The following is a 16,851-nucleotide window of genomic DNA, read 5'->3' on the forward strand; positions in this document are numbered from 1 at the left end:
TCATCAACCACAAAGGAAAAAGTATGTTCAATAAAGGCGGTTTGGGTGGCTTGATGAAGCAAGCCCAGCAAATGCAAGAAAACATGAAAAAAGCGCAAGATGAGCTGGCCACAGTTGAAGTGGAAGGCCAATCGGGGGCCGGTCTGGTGAAAATCACCATCACCTGCGCCAACGTGGTAAAACGCGTTGCGATCGACGATAGCCTGTTGTCGGACGACAAAGACATGTTGGAAGACCTGATTGCAGCGGCATTTAACGACGCATTGCGCAAAGCCGAAGCAACCAGCCAAGAAAAAATGGGCGCGTTGACGGCAGGACTACCATTACCACCTGGCATGAAACTGCCCTTCTAATTCCGAGGTCTGCGCCCTACGCATATTGCAGTCGGGCGGAGCTCGAAATCCTCATGGACTTCAGTCCATTGCGGTTTCTGCGCTCCGTCCTCCTACACTCTGTGTGGGCTCGCCACTCGGAAACTGTGTAGATACACACCGCAGTATCACATCACAGATCAATTGCGAATTACTCTTCAAGGCAATACCCCATGAGCACACCCCGTTCGCTGAATAATCTGATTGAAGCCTTGCGCGTCCTACCCGGCGTTGGTCCCAAATCAGCGACGCGAATGGCGTTTCATCTGGTGCAGCGCGATCAAGACGGCGCTGGCCGTTTGGCGCAATCGCTGGTCGAAGCGCTGGGCACACTCAAACATTGCCGCCACTGCAATACCTTTACCGAGGCCGATGTTTGCGATATTTGCTCGGACGAGCAACGCAATCATGCCCTGCTCTGCGTCGTCGAGATGCCGACCGACCTGATGTCGATCGAACACACGCGCAGTTTTGAAGGCTTGTATTTTGTCTTGATGGGTCGCCTCTCGCCGCTCGATGGCATCGGCCCCAAAGACATCGCACTCGCGCAATTACTCAAACGCGCCAGCGATGGGATTGTTGAAGAAGTCGTGCTAGCGACCAATTTCACGACTGAGGGCGAAGCGACTGCCCATTACCTAGCCGAAATGCTGCGCGCACGCGGACTCAAAGTCAGCCGCATCGCCCGCGGCCTGCCCGTCGGCGGCGAGCTCGAACATGTAGATCCAGGCACATTAGCGCAAGCGCTGATTGAACGGCGTGGTTTGTAGTCATCGAATAAGTCATCAAGCCCATTGTGTTGTATGCAGCTCAAACGAGCCACCCCATCCATACGGCACAAACGCATTCTGTGCCGATTAAAGCGCTCATATAAAAAAACCGCATTGCGAACAATGCGGTTTTTTTAGATTACGGCTTGAGCGCGCTTAATCGCGGCTGTTACCAGAGAAAGCCATCAGCAGGTTGAGCAAGCTGGTGAACAGATTGTAAATGTTCAGGTACAGGCTCAAGGTGGCCGAAATGTAATTGGTTTCGCCACCATTCACGATGCGACTGACATCAAACAGGATAAAGCCAGAAAACAGCAATACCGCTACGGCAGAGATGGTCAGCGACAGCGCAGGAATGGCGAAGAAAATATTCGCGATCGCAGCCAGCAGCACAATCACCAGACCGATCATCAAGAATTTACCCATAAAGGAAAAATCTTTCTTGGTCACGGTGGCGATGGTGGCCAAGGTAAAGAAGATCGCAGCAGTACCCACTGCGGCAATACCGATCAACTCGGCACCGTTGCTAAATTTGAGCGCGACTTGCAGGATTTGGCTCAGCCACAGACCCATAAAACCAGTCCAAGCGAGCAAAATCGCAACGCCTGCGCCTGATTCTTTGGTTTTTTCAATGGCGTAAAACGCGCCAAAGCTTACCGCCATAAACACGATAAAACCCATCATCGGGCTCATCGCAAATTTCATCGAGATACCCAAAATGGCACCCGCTGCTGTTGGCAACATTGACAGCGCCAACAGGAAATAGGTGTTGCGCAACACGCGGTTGCGTTCAACGGCCAGCGTCGTGCTACCGTAGCTTGCTGGATTGTATTGCATGATCAGACTCTCCTAGACTTTTATCATCGGCTTGCGCCATGCCACTAAGATGCGGGGAAATGAGAAAAGTTTCAAGTCATCGCGGCTAAATTGACAATATTCTCAAGCTTTTGCCATGCCTCATTCAAACACCGGCGCAAACGCCTGCTCGATGGCAGCCAGATCTAATGACTCAATACTTGCTTCGCGCCAGCGGTGTGGCTGATTGCGATCAAATAGCGTGGCGTAAATACCCGCTTGGAAATCACCATAACGCAGTGCACAGGCAGCCATTTGCGTTTCCAATGCCACCGTTTCAGCCAGCGTTTTATCAGCGCAGATGTCTTGCAAGCGCCAGCTAAGGTACAAGGATGTGGGCGAGGCTTTGTGCATACGTTGGGCCACATGCCCTAAATAATCGCAGGTATGACCTGCAAGATCTTTTAAATATTGAACTGCAGATAGATACCCACCACTGGCAGCTAGCTCAAACTCGCCCTGATGGGATAAAAGTTGGGGCTCGATGGCACAGCTCGGCACCGCAATGGACGACAGATATTGAGCCAATCGCTGATGATCCGCCGTGTCACCTTGCCAATCTAAGCCCGCCAGCTCCAACAGCGTCTGGTGCCGGCGCTCATCGGGCAAGAGCCATTGCGCCGCGCCCAATGCTAGCGCGTCTGCCGCGTTCATCGCAGCCCCCGAGAGAGCCAAAAAGCGGCCAGCGCTCCCCATTTGCGGTAGCCACCAACTGGCGGCCACATCGGGAAATAGCCCAATACCCGTTTCTGGCATGGCCAAACGGCTTGTTGGGGTCACGATGCGATGACTCGCGGCTGAAAATAAGCCCCATCCGCCGCCCATCACAATGCCGTGCCCCCACGCCAGCACCGGCTTGGGATATTCGCGGATCGTTTGGCAGAGGCGGTATTCTTCGGCAAAAAAAGCATCGCCTTCGCCGATGGCCCCAGCGCTGGTCATCGCGTGATACAGCGCTTTCAAATCACCGCCGGCACAAAACCCGCGTTCACCCGCACCAATCAAGACGATCGCGACCAACTGCGCATCATGCTCCCACGCGGCGAGGGCGGCGGCCATTTGTCGCACCATCGCCAAATTTTGGGCGTTAATCCGCTCGGGCGCGCTCAGCGCCAAACAGCCAATCTGCGCCCCGCAGCTCGTATTGATGGTTGAAACATGAACGGTCATTCACGACTCCTGCCGAAAGGATATGCGGGCATTTAGCCTGATCCGGCCAAGGCGCAGCAAGCAGTAATTTCCTTTATAGCGGCTGTAACATAAGTAGGACGATGCTGACCTATAGTGGGGAAAATAACCCGCTTGAGCATAGGTATGAATGCGCAGCATGATTTAACAGAATTAGCCGAGCTCGAAGCAATCATCGCCCAAGCGCCATCTTGGCTATCGGTGCAACAACATGGTGTGATTCACGCCCAAACTCATCAATATCCTTTGTATAGCTTAAGTTTAGGCAGCCCTGCTGCCGATGCGCCCGTGCTGGGTTTTTTTGGCGGCGTCCATGGCCTTGAGCGCATCGGCAGTCAGATCTTGCTCGCTTTGCTGCAAAGCCTGCTGGTGCGCATGGAATGGGATAGCAGCCTGCAGCACAAACTCCAAAAGATGCGCATTGTGTTTATGCCGCTGATCAATCCTGCTGGCATGGTCAAAGGCTGGCGCAGTAATGGCGATGGCATTGATCTGATGCGCAATGCGCCAGTCGAAGCAAGCCAGCGTCCCGCCTTGCTCGTGGGCGGGCATCGGATAAGTCGCCACTTGCCTTGGTATCGGGGGAGCGCCGATGGCGATATGGCACCAGAAAATCAGGCTTTGTGTGAAGTCGTGCGCGAGCAGTTATTGTCTGCGCCATTGAGTATCGCGCTCGATTGCCATTCGGGTTTTGGCTTGCGCGATCGGGTCTGGTTTCCCTATGCACACACGCATGAGCCGATCACTCATTTGCCCGATGTCCATGCGCTGGCACATTTGTTTCAACGTAGCTATCCAAATCACCCCTACGTAATCGAGCCGCAGGCGCGGCAATACCTGACCCACGGCGATATCTGGGATTATTTATATTTGCAGCACAGCCAAAGCAGCCAGCGCATCTTTTTGCCGCTCACCCTTGAGCTCGGCTCTTGGTTGTGGATTAAAAAAAACCCGCGCCAGATGCTGTCCTTGGGCGGCTTATTCAATCCAATTGTGCCGCATCGCCAGCAAAGGGTATTGCGCAAGCATTTAATCTTGTTCGAATTTTTAATCCGTGCGGTGCATGATTATCAACATTGGCTGACGCAGCCAGACAATCGTGCCCAGCACCAGCAACTAGCGCTGCAACAGTGGTATCAGCCATGAAAACATGGGTGCTATTACGCGGTCTGATGCGCGAAACGCGGCATTGGGGGCATTTCGTCGATCAACTACAAACTCGTTTTCCGCAGGATCAGATTATTTGTATTGAATGGCCAGGCAATGGCCTGCTCCACCAGCAACAAAGCCTGACTTCAATTGGCGACATGGCAGAGTATGTGCAGCAAAGCCTGATTGAGAAAGGCATTGACGGGCCATACCATGTGATCGCTATTTCACTTGGCGCCATGGCGGCGATCGAATGGGCGCATCGCCACCCGCACTGCTTGGCCAGTTGTACGCTAATCAATACCAGTTTGCGTCGCTACAACCCCATCCATCAGCGCTTGCGCTGGTCACAATGGCCAGTGCTCATCAGGCTTGCCTTACTAGCCCCCGCCGAACGTGAAGCCATGATCATGCGGCTCACGAGTCAGCGACAGCACGTGCCCCCCCTGCTGGCATGGCAAAATTATGCGCAGCAATACCCTATTAGCACGGCCAATGCATTGCGCCAGCTTTGGGCTGCCAGCCATTATCGTGCGCCGAGCTGCGCGCCAGCGGTGCCGCTGCTGATGCTCAATGCCTTGGGGGATCAACTGGTCGATCCGCGCTGCAGCGCGCAAATTGCCGCGCAATGGCAGGTACCGCTGCAAACGCATCCCGATGCAGGGCATGATTTGCCACTGGATGACGGGGAATGGGTACTGACGCAAATCGCGGCAACATTCTTCAATAAAACTGAAGATGCCAGTCAAAACTCTTTGCTATCCGAAGCGCAAATTCATGCTTTATGATGAATGCAACTCACCAACCTGTAAGGGATCAAACCATGAAAGTTTTGGCCATCTGCGGCAGTTTGCGCGAAAAATCGACCAATAAAGGCTTGCTGCGCTTTGCGCAAGCCAATGCGCCCGAAGGCATGGAAATTACGATTGCCGATCTGAGCCAAGTACCTTTTTATAATGCTGATATCACCGAGCAACCTGCTGCGGTCAAAACCTTGTTAGCACAATTTGACGCGGCTGATGCATTTATTTTTGGTGCCACCGAATACAATTATTCGATTGCCCCTGCGTTGAAAAACGCAATTGATTGGGCTTCTCGTGCTGAAGGCAACACATTACTTGGCGGCAAAGCGGCGGCGATTATGGGGGCGGCAGGTGGCATGGGCTCTTCGCGTTCGCAATATCACTTGCGTCAGGTTTGCACTTTTATCGACGTGCATCCACTCAATAAGCCCGAAGTATTTGCCAATGCATTTGCCGGCACATTTGATGCCGATGGCAACCTGACCGATGAGAAAATTAAAGAGAATATTCGCCAACAATTGATCGCGCTGGCGGCCTGGTCAAAGAAAATTAGCGCCTAACCAAGGGGCATGTTCAGATTATGTGTTGATATGAACAGTACTTGGTTTGACTAGGAAAAACGATATTCGTAGGGTGGGTTAGGCTAAGCCGTAACCCACCGTTACGCTGCTTTTCTTTATGTCGCGTCACTACGATTCTTGTTATCAACACGTTATCTGAACATGCCCTAACCAAGTGGGGTATATCTACAAAATCTAATCAATTAAATGATTTTTGAGATATACCCATCAATCTAGCACAACCCACTCACCTTTTACCCGCCCCTCGATGGGGCGGTACTGGGTTTTGTAGGACATTTTGCGACAATCTTTGATCCAGTAGCCGAGATACACATAGGGCAAACCCAACTGTTTGGCCAAACCCACTTGCCACAGCACGTTATACACGCCCAAACTGCGGCTGCTTAAATCGGGATCAAAGAAGGTATACACCGATGAAATACCATCATTGAGCTGGTCAATCAGGCTCACCATCCGCACGACACCGTCTTCGATAAATTCGGCCAGGACGCTGGCGACATTACTTTTGAGCAAAAAACTCTCATATTGCTCGCGATTATCCTGATCCATCCCACCACCCGCATGGCGCGACTGTTGATAACGCTGATAGAGCTGAAAATGCTCATCGCGAAAACTCAGCTCGATCAATCTGACTTTAAGATTGTGGTTGCGCTGCTGCACTCGGCGCTGGGTACGATTGGGCTGAAATTGCGCGACGGGCAGGCGCACTGGCACACAGGCTTGGCAATGGTCACACCACGGACGATAGACAAACTGACCGCTACGGCGAAATCCTTGCTCGACTAACTGGCTATAGACATCAGTGCCAATCAAATCAGAAGGCACGGCCACTTGCGAGCGCGCATACTGCTGATCCAGATAGCTACAGGGATAAGGAGCCGTTGCATAAAACTGGAGCTGGACCGTGTGCTTGCGAAAGGTATCGTTCATATTGGCCTCGCCTGTCGTCTACGATGGTTCACCTGTTGAATCATAGCGATAAGACCATGGGCCGAGCAGATCGTATTGGTCGATCAATTGCCCTAAATGCCTCATAAACTGTTTACGCTCGATCTCTTTAGCGCCAAAGCGTGCCAGATGATCGGTGTACATCTGGCAATCAATCAGGCCAAATCCCTGTTCTTTAAGCCATCGTACCGCATGGACAAAGGCAATTTTAGAGGCATCAGCGCGTTTGGCGAACATAGATTCACCATAGAACATTTTTCCGATCGCCATGCCATAAAGCCCACCAACGAGCTCATCATCCATCCAGCATTCGAAACTATGCGCATAACCCGCCTCATGCAGCGCAAGGTAGGCCGACAGCATATCAGCAGAAATCCAAGTACCTGTTTCTGCGCCACGCGGTGCTGCACAGCCTTGCATGACCTCAGCAAACGCGGAGTCAAAAGTAATACGGTAGGCGCGATTACGAATGACCTTGTCCAATGATCGATGCACATGCAAATCATCAGGAAATAGCACCATCCGCGGGCTCGGGCTCCACCACAAAATGGGTTCGCCCGGCATATACCACGGAAAGATCCCTTGCCGATAAGCCGCCAAAATGCGCCCTGGCGCCAAATCGCCCCCCGCCGCAAGCAAGCCGTTTGGCTCGGGCAAGGCTTGCTCTAACGGCGGAAACTGGTGGCGATGATCAAGCCAAGGAATCATGACTTCACTTATTTTTTATTCGTTTTAGTCTGGCAATCGGCGCATAAGCCATATAGATACATTTCATGCTCTTGAATTTGAAAGCCATGCTTTTCTGCAATGGCATCTTGGCGCGCTTCAATTTCAGGATCGTAGAATTCTTCCACTTTGCTGCATTTCACGCACACCAGATGATCGTGGTGCTCACCGTGATTGAGCTCAAATACCGATTTGCCCGTTTCAAAGTGATGGCGAACTAAGATACCAGCCTGCTCAAACTGCGTCAGAACGCGATATACCGTCGCTAAACCCACGTCGATTTCTTCGGCCAGCAACAGACGATAGACATCCTCAGCCGTTAAGTGACGCTCGGCGCTGGTTTCAAATAAATTAAGAATTTTCAAACGAGGCCCGGTCGCCTTTAAACCCATACCTTTTAATTCAGCCGCTTTGCTCATTTTAATTTTCCCACTTCCCAATATGTGCGGTGTTGGCGCAATACGGTTATCATATAGCGTTTCTCGGTGCCGCGCACCGACCCCAACAGTGAAGCGTACGAGCATGAAGGCTAGAATTTTAACTGTAATCATCAGCGGCAGCCTGCTTTTATCGGGCTGCAGCGTAGTCAATTTTTTCACGCCCTATAAGCTCGATATTCCACAGGGCAATGAAATCACGATCGATCAAGTCGCCAAGCTCAAAGTCGGCATGTCACAAAATCAAGTACGATTTGTACTTGGCACCCCTTTGCTGGTAGACCCATTTCATCAAACTCAATGGGTTTATTTATCGCGTGACACGCGTGGCGATACGCTACTAGAAAGCAAGCGCCTCACGCTTTACTTCCAAGAAAACAGCTTGGTGAAATGGGAAGGTGACGCGCTACCAGAGCCGATTGAGCGTATTGAGGCGAGGAAAGCTGATCCAGCACAAGTCAATGACACTAGCTCCAAGTCTAACAACACAGTCCCCAGCAATAGTGCAGCACCGAATGCTGAAACTGAAGTCAAACCACTGATTGATAAAGGATTTTAAATGACGATGAAAATCGCCATTGCCGGTAGCAGCGGTCGTATGGGCCGCATGTTGATCGAAGCAGTAGTTAATGCACCTGATGCACAATTGTTTGCGGCGCTAGATCGCGTCGGTAGCGATAGCATCGGCACGGATGCGACGGCCTTTTTGGGCAAAAATAGCGGCGTACTGATCAGCAGCGATTTAGCCGCACTAAATGGGGCTGACGTTATCATCGATTTCACTCGCCCTGAAGGTACGCTTGAACACCTTAAAGCCTGCCAAGAATACGGCGTGAATATGATTATTGGCACCACGGGGTTTGATGAAGCCGGTCGCGCCGCAGTAAAAGCGGGCAGCGAAAAAATCGCGATTGTGTCGGCGTACAATATGAGTGTTGGCGTCAATTTGGTTTTCAAACTACTGGAAATTGCGGCCGGCGTACTCAATCAAGGCTATGACGTCGAAATCGTTGAAATGCACCACAAGCACAAAGTCGATGCGCCCTCTGGCACGGCCATTGCGATGGGTGAAGCGGTGACTAAAGCTTGGGATAAAGCATTAAAAGATGTGGCCGTTTGGTCGCGTGAAGGCATTACGGGCGAGCGCGAAGATGGCACGATCGGCTTTGCCACCCTACGCGGCGGCGATGTGATTGGGGATCATACGGTGGTTTTTGCCGGAGCTGGCGAGCGAGTTGAAGTCACCCACAAAGCGAGCAATCGCACCATTTATGCGCAAGGCAGCTTGCGTGCGGCACGTTTTCTGGCCAACAAAACCACCGGGCATTATGATATGCAGGATGTATTGGGCCTTAAAAACATCACCTAATGCCTTTGCCGCTGGCGAGCCCATCAGAAATTTGGCACGAAAAAAAAGCGAGGTCAGATGGCCTCGCTTTTTATTTACCCTGCAATGATGAATGAATAATCAGTCCTACCAAACACATCACATCAACTGCTGATTATCCGCCCTTTCCTGCCACATTATCATTTCGTAGATCAAAAACCACTGCTACTAACTACGTCATATCACACTACATACAAAGTTAATCAAAACCACTTAACCTGACTACTGTATTGCGAAGATCTACGACCATGTTGCAAAGAACATCATTAAAGATCAACGAGGTGCCCGATCGACACCTCGTGGCTGGCTCGGTATTTAATTGATTGAGGCGAGTACTATGACTGCCTTATACCGTACACCTTATGCTACGAGATCACAATTGATCAGGGTTTAGCCTTTGCGGCTGGGTACTAAAACGAACAGAAAACGCTTAAACAAATTTGGCCTCCTGTAATTTAGTTAGACAACAACACATCGAATCCAAAACTAGCCTCCTGTTTTGTTGCTGTAGTATTACTCTAGTCCTAAATATTCATTCCTGCAACATATCCCGACGACCAGGCCCATTGAAAATTGTAACCGCCCAGCCAGCCGGTCACATCGACGACCTCACCAATGAAATACAAGCCCGCGACATTGCGCGACATCATCGTCTTCGAGAGCAGCTCGTCGGTATCGACCCCACCGCGTGTGACCTCGGCTTTTTTGTAGCCAACCGTACCCGAGGGTTTGACCTGCCAAGCGTGCAGCTCCGCCTCTAAGCCTTGCAATACCTTAGGCGAGTATTGCTTCAAAGGTTTTATTTCACCTAGCTTTTGCAGCCATACCTGCACAAAACGTTTAGGCAACACATCCGAAAGTATCGTTGACAGTAGCGCTTCACGGCTGGCATTGGCAAAATAATCTTGCAAATCCAGATCAGGAATCAGATCAATTTCAATCGTGTCGCCCGCCTGCCAATAGCTGGATATTTGCAAAATCGCAGGGCCAGAAACCCCTTTGTGCGTGAACAAAATCGCCTCGCGAAACTGTTGCGTTTTGCAGCTCACAATGGCATCTTCGATCGCGACACCCGCTAATTCAGCCCATAAATCTTCGGCTTGAAAGGTCAGCGGCACTAAAGCTGGCGCTTGCGGCACAATTTTCAGGCCAAATTGCTTGGCGATTTCATAGCCCATCGGCGTTGCGCCGATTTGCGGAATCGACAATCCGCCCGACGCAATGACTAAGGATTGGCAATGCCAGGTTTCCTGGCTGGTTTCAACGATAAATCCACCCGACTCGCCCTGCGCCACGCTCAAGACGCTCGTGCCCATGCGCCAAATCACATCACCTTGCTCGACCTCGTCTTTGAGCATTTGAATAATGCCTTCTGAGTTTTGATCGCAAAATAATTGCCCCAGCGTTTTCTCATGAAAACTCAGCCCGTGCTTGTACACCATCGCAATAAAATCGTGCTGGGTATATTGCTTGAGCGCCGACTTCACAAAGTGCGGGTTGTTCGAGAGATAGCAATCAGGGTGAATATTCAGATTCGTGAAATTGCAGCGCCCACCGCCAGAAATACGGATTTTCTCGGCCAGCTTGGTGCTGTGATCGACCAGAACCACGCGTCGGCCACGCTGGCCCGCCGTTGCGGCGCACATCAAACCGGCGGCGCCCGCGCCAATAATCACTACATCCGTTTCTTGCATTCTTTACCCCTCAGAAGGCGACTATTGTACCTCTAAGCGCGCAGCACAGGCTTTTGCGTTGTACAGCCAATCTGAGTCGCGAGTAAGGTCAAACCCCATTGGCATTATTACAGCGACAATCTACTGTCGCGCTAGCGTAAAATAGCAGGACTTATTCTGTGGGAGCACCCAATGCACACGATGATTGTTACCGACCTAGATGGCACCCTGCTCGACTCTGAACACAAAGTCGATCCATACACCGCCGAGACCTTTCAGGCGCTGGCGGCTCAAGGTATCAACATCACCATCGCGACCGGTCGCCATTTTTTGGATGTCAAAGGTATTCGCAGCGTGCTTGGTGTGCCCGCGCATCTGATTACGTCCAATGGCGCGCGCGTGCACGCACCAAATGATGACGAAATCTACGCTGAGAATATCGACCCTGCTTTGGCGCGTGCGCTATTGCAGCCTGAATTTTCAGCAGGTTCTTTGCTCAATATGTACACCGATGAGGGTTGGTTGGTTGAACGCGAATGCCCAGAGCTGGTTGGCGTGTATTACAAAGATTCAGGCTTTGGCTATCAGGTCGTTGATCTGGCCAATCACCACGGCGCAGGCGTTGCGAAAATTTTATACATCGGCGAACACGAAGCACTGAGCGCGATTGAAGCCAAAATTCTGGCTCAATATCGCGATCAGGTTTACATCACGTTTTCGGCGCATGATTGCCTAGAGGTGATGGCTCCGACCGTTTCCAAAGGCCATGCGCTACAAGCGGTGCTGGCGCGCCTTGATTCGGACAAATCGCATTGCATTGCCTTTGGCGACGGGCAGAATGACATTGAAATGCTAGCCGTGGCGGGAACGGCGTTTGTCATGGCTAACGCCAGCGACAAGCTCAAAGCCGCGCACCCTGATTTACCAGTTATCGGCAGCAATGAAAATCATGGCGTAGCGACTCAATTAAGGAGTATGTTTAAACTCTAAACCCCAATTCCAAATCACCCTGGGCGAGTTTAAATCATGCGTATCAGCTTATTTTTAGGGAGTATCTTGCTCAGTGGCTTAGCTAACGCCGCTTGCAGCCCGATACTCCAGCATCAATTCAAAACACTGCAAGGCCAGCCTTTTGATCTGTGCCAGTATGCGGGTAAGCCGATTTTGGTGGTCAATACCGCGAGTAAATGCGGCTTTACCAAGCAATTTACCAAGTTGGAAAAGATGTACGCGCAGTACAAAGCGCGTGGACTGTTGGTGATTGGCTTTCCGTCGAATGATTTTAAGCAAGAGCTGGAAAGCAACGCCGAGATTGGCGAGTTTTGCAAACTCACCTACATGGTCGAGTTTCCAATGATGGAAAAATCCAGCGTCACGGGCAAAACGGCCAATCCGCTCTACCAGCAATTGATCACCGCCAGCGACACCAGCCCGAAATGGAATTTCTATAAATACCTGATCGCACCCGATGGCAAAACGGTGACTGCGTACAGCTCGCTGACCGAGCCCGATGATAAGGAAATCATCGGTAAAATCGAGAGCTGGCTACCAAAAAAATAAGCCATAAAAAAAGCCCGCACATCGCGGGCTTTTTATTCAGATCTCAATACTTAAGTCGCCGAAATTGACGTCACCAAAGGACGGAAACGATTGATTTCCTGGTCAAAGTCGTACAAAGAGCCTTGCTGAATATCGAAATACCAACCAATCAGACTTAGCTTGCCCGCCTCAACGCGCTCGGCGATGAATGGAAAGCTCATTAGATTGTCGAGCGAAACAATAATCGCCGCCATTTCGCAAGCGCGAATCTGGCGCTCTTCATCTTTATGCGCCAACTCGCGTTTAACTTGCTCACGCGCTGAATCGGCAATCCGCACCCAACGACCGACAAAGTTGGCCTCAGTTTTGGATTCTGGATTTTGCATCAGCGCACGAATACCACCGCAAGCCGAATGCCCCAAGATGATGATTTTGCTGACTTCCAGATGCACTACCGCGTATTCAATCGCCGAAGATACACCGTGAAAAGCACCATCGATTTCATACGGCGGCACCATATTGGCCACATTGCGCACGACAAACAAATCACCGGGATCACAGTCCATCAGCAAAGCGGGGTCAACACGCGAATCGGAGCAGCCAATCAGCAGCGTCTTTGGGTTTTGCCCTTGTTTGAGCTCTTCGAATAATGTGCTGTGTTCACCAAAATATTTATGTTGGAAGCGGCGAAACCCACCGATAAATTTTTCAATGTCTTCCATCTTCCCTCCCTGATGATGAATTTTATTTTCGCGCAATTCTACTGGTTTTCCCGCAGTCATGCGCTAGCAATTTTGATCTGCTATCAAACACTGCTAGCCGAGCACTTGCTGCGCACAGCAAAACGCTCATGTTCAATTTTTTTGAATAGTCAATACAAGTATTTTTGCTATGAATCAATACACAAGACTTTTATTATTCAACTCACATTCAGATTTACTGAATAAGGAAACGCAATGACAAAGAAATCCCCCAGCAATTACAACGCGCTGCAAATCGGTCTGCACTGGCTGGTGGCGCTGCTGATTTTGGCGGCTTTTATTTTGGTCTGGACTTTTGACAATACGCCTCTGGCGCCAGACACCTTTAAGCTCAAACTGCAATTGATTGCTTGGCATAAATGGGCAGGCATCACGGTATTGATGCTGTTTTTTGTGCGCCTGATTTACAAGCTGATCCGCGGCACACCGGCGATTGACCCGGAGCTCAAACCGATTGAACGCAAGATGGCGGTCAGTGTCCATCACTTGCTGTATCTGCTGATGCTGGTCTTGCCCATGGTTGGCTGGATGCTCAGCTCAGCCAAAGGCTACCCAGTGATGCTGTACGGCGTATGGCAAATGCCCGACTTAGTGGCCAAAGATGAAGCGCTGGCGCATACCTTGAAAGAAATCCATGAATTACTCGCCAATGGCTTGATGGTCTTGGTCGGTTTGCATGCTGCAGGTGCATTGAAACATTACTTTATTGACAAGGATGGTACGCTGGCTCGCATGCTACCTTTCTTGAAGCGCTAATTAAAATTGCGAATTAACTGGAGAAATCAATGTTGCGTCCTTTATTACTCGCCGCCCTGCTCGCCACCTCCATCGGTGCACAAGCAGCCCAAACCTTGGTGCCGCAAAAAAGTAAACTCGGCTTTGTATTTAGCCAAATGAATACGCCGGTTGATGGCTCATTCAAAAATTACACCGCCACCATCGATTTTGACCCCGCCAAGCCGGAAGCGGCCAGCGCGCAAATCGTCATTGATTTGGCCAGCATTGATGTCGGTGGCCCTGACGGCAACGCCGAAGCCAAGAAAAAAGCTTGGTTTGACGTGGCCGCCAATCCAAAAGGCACGTTCACCGCGACCACTGTTAAAGCGCTAGGCGGCGGCAAATTTGAAACTAAAGGCAAACTCACGATCAAAGGCATTAGCCGCGAAGTTGTCGGCCAAATGACCGCCAAACAGCAAGGCGCGGAATTGGTGCTGGAAGGCACTGTGCCGCTCTTGCGTCTGAACTACAAACTCGGCGATGGCGCTTGGGCTGATACAGGCACCGTAGCTGACGAAGTTGCAGTGAAATACAAGCTGGTATTAACCGGTAAAGCAGGTAAATAAAGAAGTCTACGACCATACCCACTAGGAGTACACATAATGAAGAAACTGATTCTCGCCTCTATCCTGTCTGCGGCCACTTTGACTGCTGTTGCAGCCCCAGAAACCTACAACGTTGATCCATCGCATACGTTTGCTAGCTTTGAAATCAACCACTTGGGTTATTCAACCCAGCGCGGCGCTTTCCAAAAAACCGCCGGCACGATCACGCTCGATAGCGAGAAAAAAACTGGCAGCGCCGACATCACCATCGACACGGCTAGCCTGAACACTGGCTGGGAAGCGCGCGACAAACACTTGAAAAGCGAAGATTTTTTCAATGTAGCTAAATTCCCAAGCATCACGTTCAAAGGCAAAACTTTCAAATTTGACGGTGACAAATTGGCTAGCGTCAGCGGCGATTTCACCTTGCTCGGCGTGACCAAGCCTTTGACTTTGAACGTCGTCAATTTCAAATGCGCACCACACCCAATGAGCAAAAAACCAGCTTGCGGCGCGGATGCGGTGGCCACGATCAAACGTAGCGATTTCGGCATGGCAGCGTATGTACCAGCAGTCAGCGACGAAGTGACTTTGCGCATTCAGGTTGAAGCCAGCAAATAAGCCGTTTTTTCACGCCCAAGCCCTTTGCGCCCCAAGTGCAAAGGGCTTTTGTCATTGTTGCGCGGGCAAGACCTGCGCTTTCTGCGCCCCACATGCGCGTCAATCTTGCAGCGCGCGCTTTCCGCAGTAAAATACGGCACCGCCCAAATTAACTAGGTTTACCTTATGGAATTTCAACCATCTCCTGATCGCCCCACGCCGTTGCTGGGCAAAATCATCTTCGCCAGCCGCTGGCTACAATTACCGATTTACCTTGGCCTGATCGTGGTACAAGGCGTGTACGCGTATAAGTTTCTGGCTGCGCTGTACAATATGATGAGCAATCTGACGACGCTATCCGAAACGCAAATCATGCTGGCGGTGCTGGGCTTGATCGACGTGGTGATGATTGCCAATCTGCTGCTGATGGTGACGGTGGGTGGCTATGAGACCTTCGTGTCGCGCCTGCGCATTGACCGCCACCCTGACCAGCCCGAATGGCTCGATCATGTGAACGCGACGGTATTGAAAGTGAAGCTGTCGATGGCGATTATCAGTATCTCGTCGATCCACCTTTTGCAAACCTTTATCAACGCCGCGCAAATGGCCGAAGCCACGATGAAATGGCAAGTGATCATCCACCTCGCCTTCCTCGTTTCGGCAGCCTCGCTGGCTTATACCGATAAGCTATTGCATTCGGTATCGCAGCCACAGCACTAATACCCCCGCATAGTATTGCCATGAAATCAAAATATTAATTTATATTCATGGCAATACCTGCAGGATTCAATCGCCACAAGTAATAGGCAGCAGCAAAGCGATTATCTTATTGCAGCCAATCCTGAATCGCCGTCGATTGACTGAGCGCCTCCACCCACCACTTCATCGCATGCCCTGCCCCTTGGCTGCGCCAAGCATTGCAGAGCCGCGCTTGCGGGTTCACTTCCGAGACGGTTTTGACGATCAATTCACCACGATCAAGGTAAGGCTGGGCCCACGCCAGCGGCAAATAGCCGCAGCCCAGCCCCGCCACTTGTGCGGCGACTTTTTGCGGCATATCGGGCACACGCAACACATCCTGACCCGAGAGAATATTGTAGGAATACGTCGGCATTTGCCGCGCAGTATCGGGGATCACCACTGCGCGATGCTGCGTGATGGTTTGCGGCGACAGTGGCTCGGGCTGACTAGCAAGCGGATGATGTGGCGCGATGGCAAATACACTTTGAAACCCGCCCAAAACCTGCGTTGAATAGCCACCACCCGCAGGGCCTTGCGCGATGGCACCCACGACAATATCGGCGCGGCGCTCCAGCAGCGCCTCCCAAGTACCGCCCAGCGACTCGTGCAAAAACCGAATCCGCGTGCCTGAGCCCAATTCATCAAATTGTTTGAGCAAGGGAAACATCAGCGCGAGCGGAATAATCGTATCGACCGCGATCGTCAGCTCGGTTTCCCAGCCGGTCGCCACGCGCTTGATACGGCATTCGAGTTCATTGGCGGCGCGCAGCAAGTGGCGGCCTTCGTTGAGCAATTCCAGCCCCGCCTCGGTCAACGTCGCGCGATGGCCGCTGCGATCAAAGATCGCCACGCCAATATCGTCTTCGAGCTTGCGCACCATATAGGTGACGGCCGAAGGCACGCGATGGACTTCTTCGGCGGCAGCAGCAAAGCTGCCACGGCGTGCGATCGCATCCAAGATTTCCAAGGCTTCCAGACTTAATCGCAACATGCCGCACCT

The 16,851-nt window shown here is 51.4% G+C and carries 21 protein-coding genes; 13 read left to right on the plus strand and 8 right to left on the minus strand.

The window, feature by feature from the left end; genetic code table 11:
- Positions 1–23: 23 nt before the first annotated feature.
- Both HQ393_RS08280 and recR read left to right on the plus strand, forming a co-directional pair.
- Entirely contained in the window at positions 24–353 is a 330-nt protein-coding gene (locus tag HQ393_RS08280; RefSeq protein WP_179358319.1) for a YbaB/EbfC family nucleoid-associated protein, read from the plus strand.
- A gap of 191 nt (positions 354–544) precedes the next feature.
- Positions 545–1,141 (plus strand): recombination mediator RecR, encoded by a 597-nt coding sequence (recR, locus tag HQ393_RS08285; RefSeq protein ID WP_179358320.1) that lies wholly within the window; start codon positions 545–547, stop codon positions 1,139–1,141.
- 156 nt (positions 1,142–1,297) lie between these two features.
- On the opposite strand, the gene HQ393_RS08290 is transcribed toward recR, so the two are convergent.
- Together HQ393_RS08290 and HQ393_RS08295 are read right to left on the minus strand one after the other, a co-directional pair.
- Positions 1,298–1,978 (minus strand): Bax inhibitor-1/YccA family protein, encoded by a 681-nt coding sequence (locus HQ393_RS08290; protein ID WP_179358321.1) that lies wholly within the window; start codon positions 1,976–1,978, stop codon positions 1,298–1,300.
- 120 nt (positions 1,979–2,098) lie between these two features.
- Positions 2,099–3,166 (minus strand): enoyl-CoA hydratase/isomerase family protein, encoded by a 1,068-nt coding sequence (locus HQ393_RS08295; RefSeq protein WP_179358322.1) that lies wholly within the window; start codon positions 3,164–3,166, stop codon positions 2,099–2,101.
- Positions 3,167–3,310: 144 nt separating this feature from the next.
- Between HQ393_RS08295 and HQ393_RS08300 the strand changes: the two genes are divergently transcribed.
- From HQ393_RS08300 to HQ393_RS08310, 3 genes are read left to right on the plus strand one after another with little or no spacing between them, the layout of a single operon-like run.
- Entirely contained in the window at positions 3,311–4,330 is a 1,020-nt protein-coding gene (locus tag HQ393_RS08300) for a M14 family zinc carboxypeptidase (RefSeq protein WP_179358323.1), read from the plus strand.
- A complete protein-coding gene (locus tag HQ393_RS08305; protein WP_179358324.1) occupies positions 4,327–5,121 on the plus strand; it encodes an alpha/beta fold hydrolase in 795 nt (264 codons plus the stop codon). Before HQ393_RS08300 ends, HQ393_RS08305 begins: the two co-directional genes overlap by 4 nt.
- Before the next feature lie 35 nt (positions 5,122–5,156).
- The gene (locus HQ393_RS08310; protein WP_179358325.1) at positions 5,157–5,696 is read left to right on the plus strand and encodes an NADPH-dependent FMN reductase; all 540 of its coding nucleotides are present in this window, start codon (positions 5,157–5,159) and stop codon (positions 5,694–5,696) included.
- Between the two features lie 228 nt (positions 5,697–5,924).
- Here HQ393_RS08310 and HQ393_RS08315 read toward each other — a convergent pair whose 3' ends face one another.
- Genes HQ393_RS08315 through fur form a run of 3 tightly spaced genes read right to left on the minus strand, consistent with a single transcriptional unit; the run spans position 5,925 to position 7,852 of the window.
- Positions 5,925–6,647 carry an arginyltransferase gene (locus HQ393_RS08315; protein WP_179358326.1) on the minus strand — a complete coding sequence of 241 codons (723 nt, stop codon included), beginning with the start codon at positions 6,645–6,647 and terminating at the stop codon, positions 5,925–5,927.
- An 18-nt stretch (positions 6,648–6,665) separates the two neighbouring features.
- Positions 6,666–7,373, minus strand: a complete 708-nt coding sequence (gene aat, locus HQ393_RS08320) for a leucyl/phenylalanyl-tRNA--protein transferase (protein ID WP_179358327.1) — start codon at positions 7,371–7,373, stop codon at positions 6,666–6,668.
- Positions 7,374–7,381: 8 nt separating this feature from the next.
- Positions 7,382–7,852, minus strand: coding sequence for a ferric iron uptake transcriptional regulator (gene fur, locus HQ393_RS08325; protein WP_438833123.1), 471 nt, complete (start codon positions 7,850–7,852; stop codon positions 7,382–7,384).
- Positions 7,853–7,913: 61 nt separating this feature from the next.
- Between fur and HQ393_RS08330 the strand changes: the two genes are divergently transcribed.
- Both HQ393_RS08330 and dapB read left to right on the plus strand, forming a co-directional pair.
- Positions 7,914–8,387 (plus strand): outer membrane protein assembly factor BamE, encoded by a 474-nt coding sequence (locus HQ393_RS08330; protein WP_179358329.1) that lies wholly within the window; start codon positions 7,914–7,916, stop codon positions 8,385–8,387.
- Entirely contained in the window at positions 8,388–9,197 is an 810-nt protein-coding gene (gene dapB / locus HQ393_RS08335; protein ID WP_218871341.1) for a 4-hydroxy-tetrahydrodipicolinate reductase, read from the plus strand.
- Positions 9,198–9,739: 542 nt separating this feature from the next.
- Here the strand turns inward: dapB and HQ393_RS08340 are convergent.
- Complete coding sequence (locus HQ393_RS08340) at positions 9,740–10,909, minus strand: BaiN/RdsA family NAD(P)/FAD-dependent oxidoreductase (protein WP_179358330.1); 1,170 nt, start codon at positions 10,907–10,909, stop codon at positions 9,740–9,742.
- Between the two features lie 171 nt (positions 10,910–11,080).
- Between HQ393_RS08340 and HQ393_RS08345 the strand changes: the two genes are divergently transcribed.
- Both HQ393_RS08345 and HQ393_RS08350 read left to right on the plus strand, forming a co-directional pair.
- The gene (locus HQ393_RS08345) at positions 11,081–11,878 is read left to right on the plus strand and encodes a Cof-type HAD-IIB family hydrolase (protein ID WP_179358331.1); all 798 of its coding nucleotides are present in this window, start codon (positions 11,081–11,083) and stop codon (positions 11,876–11,878) included.
- 36 nt (positions 11,879–11,914) lie between these two features.
- Positions 11,915–12,448 carry a glutathione peroxidase gene (locus HQ393_RS08350; RefSeq protein WP_179358332.1) on the plus strand — a complete coding sequence of 178 codons (534 nt, stop codon included), beginning with the start codon at positions 11,915–11,917 and terminating at the stop codon, positions 12,446–12,448.
- 50 nt (positions 12,449–12,498) lie between these two features.
- On the opposite strand, the gene HQ393_RS08355 is transcribed toward HQ393_RS08350, so the two are convergent.
- On the minus strand, positions 12,499–13,149 hold the full coding sequence (locus HQ393_RS08355) for a carbonic anhydrase (RefSeq protein ID WP_179358333.1): 651 nt from the start codon (positions 13,147–13,149) through the stop codon (positions 12,499–12,501).
- A 234-nt stretch (positions 13,150–13,383) separates the two neighbouring features.
- Between HQ393_RS08355 and HQ393_RS08360 the strand changes: the two genes are divergently transcribed.
- The 4 genes from HQ393_RS08360 to HQ393_RS08375 all read left to right on the plus strand — a co-directional run bounded on the left by HQ393_RS08360 (position 13,384) and on the right by HQ393_RS08375 (position 15,830).
- Entirely contained in the window at positions 13,384–13,944 is a 561-nt protein-coding gene (locus HQ393_RS08360; RefSeq protein WP_179358334.1) for a cytochrome b, read from the plus strand.
- Between the two features lie 29 nt (positions 13,945–13,973).
- The gene (locus tag HQ393_RS08365; protein ID WP_179358335.1) at positions 13,974–14,531 is read left to right on the plus strand and encodes a YceI family protein; all 558 of its coding nucleotides are present in this window, start codon (positions 13,974–13,976) and stop codon (positions 14,529–14,531) included.
- A gap of 36 nt (positions 14,532–14,567) precedes the next feature.
- Entirely contained in the window at positions 14,568–15,131 is a 564-nt protein-coding gene (locus HQ393_RS08370; protein ID WP_179358336.1) for a YceI family protein, read from the plus strand.
- Positions 15,132–15,296: 165 nt separating this feature from the next.
- Entirely contained in the window at positions 15,297–15,830 is a 534-nt protein-coding gene (locus HQ393_RS08375) for a TIGR00645 family protein (protein ID WP_179358337.1), read from the plus strand.
- Between the two features lie 106 nt (positions 15,831–15,936).
- Here HQ393_RS08375 and HQ393_RS08380 read toward each other — a convergent pair whose 3' ends face one another.
- Positions 15,937–16,842, minus strand: a complete 906-nt coding sequence (locus tag HQ393_RS08380) for a LysR family transcriptional regulator (protein ID WP_179358338.1) — start codon at positions 16,840–16,842, stop codon at positions 15,937–15,939.
- Positions 16,843–16,851 lie beyond the last annotated feature (9 nt).

It is taken from the genome of Chitinibacter bivalviorum (genome assembly GCF_013403565.1).
Taxonomy (GTDB): domain Bacteria; phylum Pseudomonadota; class Gammaproteobacteria; order Burkholderiales; family Chitinibacteraceae; genus Chitinibacter; species Chitinibacter bivalviorum.